Annotated in this window: 7 protein-coding genes; 3 read left to right on the top strand and 4 right to left on the bottom strand. The window is 71.6% G+C overall.

Annotation, left to right across the window (positions count from 1 at the left end; all coding sequences use genetic code 11):
• Positions 1-40: 40 nt before the first annotated feature.
• Positions 41-1,306 carry an FAD-dependent monooxygenase gene (locus ACFW2Y_RS21575; protein ID WP_384881507.1) on the top strand — a complete coding sequence of 422 codons (1,266 nt, stop codon included), beginning with the start codon at positions 41-43 and terminating at the stop codon, positions 1,304-1,306.
• Positions 1,303-1,956 carry a pyridoxal 5'-phosphate synthase gene (locus ACFW2Y_RS21580; RefSeq protein ID WP_384881510.1) on the top strand — a complete coding sequence of 218 codons (654 nt, stop codon included), beginning with the start codon at positions 1,303-1,305 and terminating at the stop codon, positions 1,954-1,956. The genes ACFW2Y_RS21575 and ACFW2Y_RS21580 overlap by 4 nt, the downstream gene beginning before the upstream one ends.
• Before the next feature lie 3 nt (positions 1,957-1,959).
• Here the strand turns inward: ACFW2Y_RS21580 and ACFW2Y_RS21585 are convergent, their stop codons facing one another.
• From ACFW2Y_RS21585 to ACFW2Y_RS21600, 4 genes are all read right to left on the bottom strand, one after another.
• Positions 1,960-3,756, bottom strand: coding sequence for an AMP-dependent synthetase/ligase (locus tag ACFW2Y_RS21585; RefSeq protein WP_384881524.1), 1,797 nt, complete (start codon positions 3,754-3,756; stop codon positions 1,960-1,962).
• A 183-nt stretch (positions 3,757-3,939) separates the two neighbouring features.
• Entirely contained in the window at positions 3,940-4,581 is a 642-nt protein-coding gene (locus ACFW2Y_RS21590) for a TetR/AcrR family transcriptional regulator (protein ID WP_384881527.1), read from the bottom strand.
• A 167-nt stretch (positions 4,582-4,748) separates the two neighbouring features.
• The gene (locus ACFW2Y_RS21595; RefSeq protein WP_384881512.1) at positions 4,749-6,095 is read right to left on the bottom strand and encodes a dicarboxylate/amino acid:cation symporter; all 1,347 of its coding nucleotides are present in this window, start codon (positions 6,093-6,095) and stop codon (positions 4,749-4,751) included.
• Between the two features lie 452 nt (positions 6,096-6,547).
• Positions 6,548-6,814: a DUF4229 domain-containing protein gene (locus tag ACFW2Y_RS21600; protein WP_384881515.1), complete on the bottom strand. Its 267-nt coding sequence runs from the start codon at positions 6,812-6,814 to the stop codon at positions 6,548-6,550.
• 136 nt (positions 6,815-6,950) lie between these two features.
• On the opposite strand from ACFW2Y_RS21600, the gene ACFW2Y_RS21605 reads away from it, so the two are divergent.
• On the top strand, positions 6,951-7,484 hold the full coding sequence (locus tag ACFW2Y_RS21605) for a GNAT family N-acetyltransferase (RefSeq protein WP_384881518.1): 534 nt from the start codon (positions 6,951-6,953) through the stop codon (positions 7,482-7,484).
• Positions 7,485-7,585 lie beyond the last annotated feature (101 nt).

Below are 7,585 nucleotides of genomic sequence, written 5' to 3' on the forward strand. Positions count from 1 at the left end.
CAGCACACCGCCCCGCAGACACCCCACGAGGAGTCCCGCCGTGAACAGCGAGCCGAAGCCCGGCCCGACCGTCCTGATCTCCGGCGCCTCGATCGCCGGCCCCGCCCTCGCCCTCTGGCTGCACCGCTACGGCTTCGTCCCCACCGTCGTCGAACGCGCCCCCGAGCTGCGCACCGGCGGATACAAGGTGGACCTCCGGGGCACCGCGATCGAGGTCTGCCGACGGATGGGCGTCCTCGACGAGGTCCGCGCCCGCTCCACCGACATGCGCGGGGGCTCGTACGTCGACGACGCCGGCCGCACCATCGGCGAACTGCCCGCCGAGATCTTCGGCGGACGCGTCGAGGGCGACGACGAGATCATGCGCGGCGAACTCGCCCGCATCCTGCACGAGCGGACCCGTGAGGACGTCGAGTACCTCTTCGGCGACTCGATCGCCGCCCTCGCGGAGGACTCCGACGGCATCACCGTCACCTTCGCGTCCGGCACCGTCCGCCGCTTCGACCTGGTCGTCGGCGCCGACGGGCTCCACTCGACCACCCGACGGCTCGTCTTCGGCCCCGAGGAGCGCTTCACCCGCCACCTCGGCGCGTACGTCTCCCTCTTCACCGCCCCCAACCACCTGGGACTGGACCGCTGGGAGACCTACCACGCGCTCCCCGGGAAACTGGTCTGCGTCTACAGCTCGGCCGGCGAAACCGAAGCCAAGAACCTCCTCGTCTTCTCCTCCCCCGAGGAACTCCCCCACGACCACCGCGACTCCGCCGCCCAGAAGCGCCTGCTCGCCGACGCCTTCGCGGGCGACGGCTGGGAGGTCCCCCGGCTCCTCGGGCACGCGGCCGACGCCGCCGACTTCTTCTTCGACTCGATCTCCCTCGTCGAGATGGACCGCTGGTCGAAGGGCCGGGTCGTCCTCCTCGGCGACGCCGCCCACTGCACCTCCCCCGCCTCCGGGCAGGGCACCGGCCTCGCCCTCATCGGCGCGTACGTCCTGGCCGGCGAGCTGGCCCGGCACCGCGACGACCACGCCACGGCCTTCGCCCGCTACGAGCAGCGCCTGCGGCCCGGAGTGGAGCAGAACCAGCGGATGGCGGAGGACTTCGTCAAGGAAATGACCCTCGACACCACGTGGAAGATCGCCCTGCGCATGTTCATGGTGCGGATGCTGCCGAAGACCCCCTGGAAGGGCCTCATCGCGAAGAAGATCCGCAACGACATCCAGGCGGCGGCGCACGCGGTGCCGATCGGCGACCACGAGGCGCCGACCGGCGCCGGCGCCGACCCGCGCCCTACCGTGGGCGCATGAACGACTTCCACCGCGCCCTGCACTCCCTCCGGGTCTGGGACACCGACCTGCCCGACTTCGACCCGGCCACCGCCCCGCCCGAGCCGCTCTCCCTCTTCCACACCTGGTTCACCGCGGCGGTCGCGGCCGGCCAGAGCGAACCGCACACCCTCTCCCTGGCCACCGCGGACGAGGACGGCAGGCCCGACGTCCGCACCGTGATGCTGCACGACGCCGACGCGCGCGGCTGGCACTTCGCCTCCCACGCCACCAGCACCAAGGGTCGCCAGCTCGCCGCCCGCCCGGAGGCCGCGCTCGGCTTCTACTGGCCGGTGCAGGGCCGCCAGGTCCGGGTCCGGGGCCACGTCACCACCGGCACCCCCGAGGAGGCGCACGAGGACCTCCACGCCCGCACCACCGGCGCCCTCGCCGCCGCGCTCGTGGGACGGCAGAGCGAGGTCCTCGACTCCACCGGGACCCTCGCGGAGGCGAGTGCGGCGGCCTGGCGGCGGGCCGAGGCCGAACCGGACGCTCCGGCCCCCAGTTGGACCCTGTACCTCGTGGAACCGGCCGAGGTCGAGTTCTTCCAGGGCGACGCCCGCCGCCGCCACGTCCGCCTCCGCTACCGCCGCACCGCGGACGGCTGGATCCGCGAGCTCCTCTGGCCCTGAGGACTACGCGTCCCCGGTGTCGTACATCTCCTCGACCTCCCGGGCGAAGTCCCGCAGGACCGCCCGCCGCTTGAGCTTCAGCGAAGGCGTCAGATGGCCGGACGCCTCCGAGAACTCGCCGGTCAGGACGCGGAAGTCACGGATCGACTCGGCCCGCGAGACCAGTCGGTTGGCATCGTCGACCCCCCGCTGGAGCACGGCCAACAACTCTTCGTCCCGGGCCAGTTCCCAGAACGCCAGGTGCTCCTTGTGCCGCATCCGCCGCCAGTGCGTCACGCCCTCGTGGTCCAGGGTGACCAGGGCCGTGACGTACGGGCGGCCCTCCCCCAGCACCATGCACTGGGCGACCAGCGGGTGGGCGCGCAGCCAGTCCTCCAGCGGGGCCGGGGCCACGTTCTTGCCCGCCGAGGTGATGAGGATGTCCTTCTTCCGTCCGGTGATGCGCAGATAGCCGTCCGCGTCGAGCGATCCCAGGTCCCCGGTGGGGAACCAGCCGCCGTCCGTGTACGGCAGGGCCGCACCACGCTGGGCGTCCCAGTAGCCGGCGAAGACGTGACCGCCCTTCAACCAGACCTCGCCGTCGTCGGCGATCCGTACGGCGGTGCCCGGCAGCGGCCACCCCACGGTGCCGGTCCGCGGCCGGCGCGGCGGGGTGACCGTCGAGGCGGCGGTGGTCTCGGTCAGGCCGTACCCCTCGAAGACCTCGACGCCGGCGCCGGCGAAGAACTCGGCGAGCGGGGCGCCGAGCGGGGATCCGCCGCAGATCACATGGGCGATCCGACCGCCGAGCGCCTTGCGGATGCGCCGGTAGACGAGCGGGTCGTACAGCGCCCGCGCGGTCCGCAGCGCGAGCGAGGGCGAGTCCTCCTGCCCGTAGCGGCGGGCGATCCGTACGGCCCGGTCGAAGGCGGCGGCCTTGCCGCCGCGTTCGGCGGTGGCGCGGGCGGTGTTGAAGACCTTCTCCAGGACGTACGGGATGGCGAGGAGGAAGGTGGGCCGGAAGCCCACCAGGTCCGCGAGGAGCTCGTCGCCCTCGATCGAGGGGGCGTGTCCGACCCGGACCCGGGCACGGACGCAACCGATGGCGACCATCCGCCCGAAGACGTGGGAGAGCGGGAGGAAGAGGAGAGTGGCGGCGGGCTCCTCGCTCTCCGACACGAAGACGGGGTGGAGGAGCCGGACGGCGTTGTCGACCTCGGCGAAGAAGTTGGCGTGGGTGAGGGCGCAGCCCTTGGGGCGGCCGGTGGTGCCGGAGGTGTAGATGAGGGTGGCGAGGGTCTCCGGGGTGAGCAGCCCCCGGCGGGCGGTGACCGCTTCGTCGGCGACCCGCGCGCCCGCCCGGCGGAGCTGGTCGACGGCGCCGGCACCGATCACCCAGAGGTGGGCGAGCCCGGGCAGTTGCCGCCGTTCGGCCGAGACGATCCGCGCCTGTTGGGAGTCCTCGACGATGCAGGCCGCGGCACCGGAGTCCTGGAGGATCCAGCGGGTCTGGAAGGCGGAGGACGTGGGATAGACGGGGACGGTGACGAGTCCGGCGGCCCAGGCGGCGAAGTCGAGCAGGGTCCATTCGTAGGTGGTGCGGGCCATCAGGGCGAGCCGGTCGCCGGGCCGCAGTCCGTGGACGACGAGGCCCTTGGCGACGGAGTGCACCTCGGCGGCGAAGCGGGCGGCGGTGACGTCGTGCCACTCCCCGTCGGGGCCCTTCCGGGAGAAGAGCACGGCCTCGGGGTCCTGTCGGGCGTTGTCGTACGGCAGGTCGGCGAGCGAACCGCGGACCACCCGGGGCACGAGCGGGGGCATGGACACCTCCCTGACCTGCCCGTCCACCAGCACTTTCTGCGGCTCGATCGGCTCGATCTCGGATGCGGCGGTGACGACGGACACGTGCGGCTCCTCGGTCTTCGCGATGAACTGAGGTCGTGCGTCGGTGCGTTGAGCCCTACGGTGCCTTAACTAGCCGGTAACCTTACTGTGCGGTAAGGCTCAACGGGGAGACCAGCGCTCGCTTTTCATGAGGTTCCCGAGCCCACCCCAGGCGAAGTTCATCAGGGTCGCCGCCGCCTCCTTCGCCGTCACCCCGGGCGTCTCGTTGGCCCAGCTGGCCAAGGACTCGGCCGATCCGACCAGGGCCTGCGCGAGCGCCTCCACGTCCCGCCCGGTGACGACCGCGCCCCCCTCCGCCTCCCGGGCGGCCTCTCCGATCAGCCCCGCCACGAAGGCCACGATCTCGTCCCGCATCCGCGCCACCTCTCCGGCGAACGGCTCCCCCTGCGTCCGGGCCTGCCGGCTCAACACCACCCAGGCGTCCGGGTGCTCGGCGGCGTACGAGAAGAACGCCAGCAGCCCGGCCCAGAGCCGCTCGTCGGGCGGGGGACCGCTCCCCTCCACCCCGGCGGCCACGGCATCGAGCAGTGCCGTCGCCTCCCGCCGGATGACGGAGGTGAACAGCTCCTCCTTGGAGTGCAGATAGAGGTAGACCAGCGGCTTCGACACCCCCGCCAGCTCGGCGATCTCGTCCATCGACGCCGTCTGGTACCCGTGCCGCGCGAAGCTCCGCACGGCCGCGTCCATCATCTGCCGCTCCCGCACCGCCCGCGGCAGCCGCCGCCCCTTGGCCCCGCCCACGTCGGCCACCCCTCCCGCCTGCCGCGCCGCCCGGGCGCCCCGGGGGATCGCCCCGGGAAGTCCCCCGAGCACTCCCGCCGCAAGCCTACAAAGCCCCCGTGCCCGCCCCCGGACGCGCGCGTGCCCCGGACCGGGTGGTCCGGGGCACGCGGGCGGCGGGCGGTGGATCAGGCAGCGGCCGTGACCGCGGCCTCCCGCTCCGTCCCGACCTCGTCGACCAGCTCGTCGAGCGGGGACGACGAGGCGTTCTCGTACGCGGCGAGGTCGAGGATCTTCTCCCGGGCGGAGACGACCACCGGGACCAGGGCCTGGCCCGCCACGTTGGTGGCCGTACGCATCATGTCCAGGACCGGGTCGATCGCCATGAGCAGACCGACGCCCTCCAGCGGGAGGCCCAGGGTGGAGAGGGTCAGGGTGAGCATGACCGTGGCGCCGGTGAGGCCGGCGGTGGCCGCCGAGCCGATGACCGAGACGAAGGCGATCAGCAGGTAGTCGCCGATGCCGAGCTGCACGTCGAAGATCTGGGCGATGAAGATGGCGGCGAGCGCCGGGTAGATCGCGGCGCAGCCGTCCATCTTGGTGGTGGCGCCGAACGGAACGGCGAAGGAGGCGTACTCCTTCGGAACGCCGAGGCGCTCGGTGACCTTCTGGGTGACCGGCATGGTGCCGACCGAGGAGCGGGAGACGAAGGCCAGCTGGATGGCCGGCCAGGCGCCCTGGAAGAACCGGAGCGGGTTGACCTTGGCGACCGTGGCGAGCAGCAGCGGGTAGACGCCGAAGAGGACCAGGGCGCAGCCGACGTAGACGTCGGCGGTGAAGGTGGCGTACTTGCCGATGAGGTCCCAGCCGTAGTCGGCGATGGCGAAGCCGATGAGGCCGACGGTGCCGAGCGGGGCGAGGCGGATGACCCACCACAGGGCCTTCTGGAGGAGCTCCAGGACCGACTCGGAGAGGGTGAGGATCGGCTTGGCCCGGTCGCCGAGCTTGAGGGCGGCGACACCGGCGACGGCGGCCATGAAGACGATCTGGAGGACGTTCAGCTCGGTGAAGGGCGTGATGACGTCGGTCGGGACGATCCCGGTGAGGAAGTCGATCCAGGAGCCCTCGCGCTTGGGCAGCTTGCCGTCCTGCGGGGTGAGGCCGGTTCCGGCGCCCGGGTTGGTGATCAGGCCGATCGCGAGGCCGATGCCGACCGCGATCAGGGAGGTGATCATGAACCAGAGCAGGGTGCGGGTGGCGAGCCGGGCGGCGTTGTTCACCTTCCGCAGGTTGGTGATCGAGACGAGGATGGCGAAGAAGACGAGCGGGGCGACGGCCAGCTTGAGCAGCTGGACGAAGATGTCGCCGATCTGGCCGAGGGTCTGCTTGAGCCAGTCGACGTCCTGGCTGCGGGCGATCCAGCCGAGCAGGGCGCCGAGGAGCAGACCGGCGATGATCTGGGCCCAGAAGGGGACCTTGGGTATCCGGGACGGGGACTTGGACTCGTTCTCGGTCGCGGTGGCGGACGCGGACACGGGCACACTCCACGGGTGCGTATCAGGGAATACGGGGACGGGGTGCGGCACGCACGCGCTCGGGCGCGGGCCGCTGCATGATGCCGGGTCAGAGCGCGCGGCAACAGACCGCGGACACACCGGGTGTCCCCCCTGCACGAGCGCGGCGAAGCGTTCGGGGGAGGCGGAGGTCGACGTACAGGCGCGCCACGAGCGGGGTGCTCATGGCATGACGGGGGCGCGCTGTGGTCTTCACGTCGATCACGTTAACACTTGAACTTTGAGAACCTCAAAGCCATGCTTTGAGGTGAGCAGCGACCTTTCCGCCTCCGAAACGCAGAACACCCCAGGCCAGAGCCTTGGAAGGCTCTACCCGGGGTGTGAGGTGTGAGGAACCTTACGCAGGCCTTATCCGGCCTCGCGCGCCCCTCGACGCCCCTCCGCGGCGACCCGTCGCCGCGGAGGGCGCGGCACTACAGCGCGTCCTCCTGGGACCTGTTCGCGTCCAGTCGCCCCTTGGCGCGGTCGACCTTCTCCACGATCTCGACGCTCATCGCGTCGCGCTGCTTGCGCAGCAGGACGAAGCTGAGCGGGGCGGAGACGACGATGGCGAGGACGAGGACCCAGAGCAGGTTCGAATCGCCCAGACCGCGCGGCAACGCACCGACGTAGACGAGACCCCACAGGGCGAAGAAGCACCCGGCGAAGATCCCGAGCCGCATCAGCGTGTAGCGGAGCATGTCAGTCCAGTCTTCCGTTCCGAAAGATCCCGAAGTTTCCCTGCGGGACGAGGGCCCCTCCAGTGAAACACGGGGCGGGGAACCCGCCCGAGCCGGCCCTCTTGAGCACCTTCGATGTAATAAGTAGAGTCCTTTCATGACCCTTACATTCGAGATGGATCCAGCGGTTGACCGGGCCCTGCGCGACGAGGTGCTCGCCCTCTGGGCCGACGTCTCCAACGCGGGCGGCTCCGTCGGCTTCGTCCCTCCGGTGACCCCGGACGAGATCCGTCCCGCACTGCTCAAGCACCTCGTGGCGATGGTCGGGGGCGAGATGCGCCTGCTCGTCGGCCGCGACGAGGAGGGCGGAGTCGCCGCCACCGCCTTCTTCGCCTTCAACGCCCACCCGCTGATGCGGCACTGGGTGTGGCTCTACACCGTGATGGTCCACCCCCGTCACCAGGGGCGGGGGTACGGACTCGACCTGATGGCAGCGGTCGAACGCGCCGCCCGCACCTCCGAGGGCTTCGAGGGGATCGAGGCGGTCCGCCTGTCCTGCCGCGGCGGCACCGGCCTCGACGGCTTCTACGCCAAGGCCGGCTACGCGGAGGTCGGCCGCGTCCCCCGCGCGATCCGGGTCGCCCCCGGCGACGACCGGGACGACATCGTCATGCTGCTCCCCCTGACGTGACCCCGGGGGGCGGGCAGCGATGGCAGTGGCACAACTCCCGGGCGCGGCGGTTGACTTCGCGCGATTCCTGGCCGCGCTCACGGCCCGGCTCGACCGGCGGT

This window comes from Streptomyces sp. NPDC058877, from assembly GCF_042742855.1.
Classification (GTDB): Bacteria; Actinomycetota; Actinomycetes; order Streptomycetales; family Streptomycetaceae; genus Streptomyces.